At 36.1% G+C, this 894-nt stretch carries 1 protein-coding gene; it reads left to right on the top strand.

Annotated features, from left to right (window positions below; genetic code table 11):
- Positions 1 to 894 (top strand): bifunctional diguanylate cyclase/phosphodiesterase (locus A9Q93_RS00080; protein ID WP_303685327.1); only part of this gene is annotated, 894 nt, incomplete at both ends.

The raw sequence follows: 894 nt of genomic DNA, 5'->3' as shown, positions 1-894 counted from the left end.
TTCTTCACCAGGCTCACTTTGACTCTTTAACTTTTTTACCTAACCGTTTCTTATCACTTGATAGATTATCTATTGCTTGTAAGGAAGCAGATAGAAATAATGATTTAGTCGCTTTGTTATTTTTAGATTTAGATGATTTTAAAAAAGTAAACGATACCTTAGGCCATGATGTTGGCGATCAATTGTTAATTGATGCGGCTAACCGATTGAGAAAAGTTGTTCGCAGTATTGATACCGTTGGTCGCTTAGGCGGCGATGAATTCATTATCATTTTAGGAGGATTAAATAGTACTAAGGAAGTACAGCCTATAGTAGAGAATTTACTCAATCAGTTTCGAGAAATGTTTGTCATTAATTCAAGAGAGTTATTGCTGACAACAAGTATCGGTATTGCAATGTACCCTAGTGATGCCAGTGATACTTCAGAGCTATTACGCAATGCGGACTCTGCCATGTACAATGCGAAAGAATGTGGTAGAAACACCTTTTCTTATTATACTAGTCAAATGAATGAGTGTGCCCAGCGTCGCTTAGCTATTGAAGAACAATTACACGGCGCATTAAGCAGAAATGAGTTTTCGATACATTACCAACCAAAAATTCATTTAGCCAGTTCTAAAATAATGGGCGCTGAGGCATTATTACGTTGGTATAATCCAATCTTAGGACAAGTCCCCCCTGATGAGTTTATAAGTGTTGCCGAGCAAACTGGTGCTATCATCAATTTAGGACAGTTTGTACTTAAACAAGCACTTGCACAAACGGCTATCTGGCAAAAAAACTTTAGCCCTGAGTTTCAAATAGCAATTAATTTATCACCTAGGCAGTTTCGAGATATTCAACTTATTAATGTTATTAAAGAAAGTTTAACTAAAACTAAATTTTTACCGCACT

It is taken from the genome of Nonlabens dokdonensis (assembly GCF_002162835.1).
Classification (GTDB): domain Bacteria; phylum Bacteroidota; class Bacteroidia; order Flavobacteriales; family Flavobacteriaceae; genus Nonlabens; species Nonlabens dokdonensis_B.
Note: the sequence above shows the minus strand (reverse complement) of the source record. Positions and strands in the feature narration are given on the sequence as shown.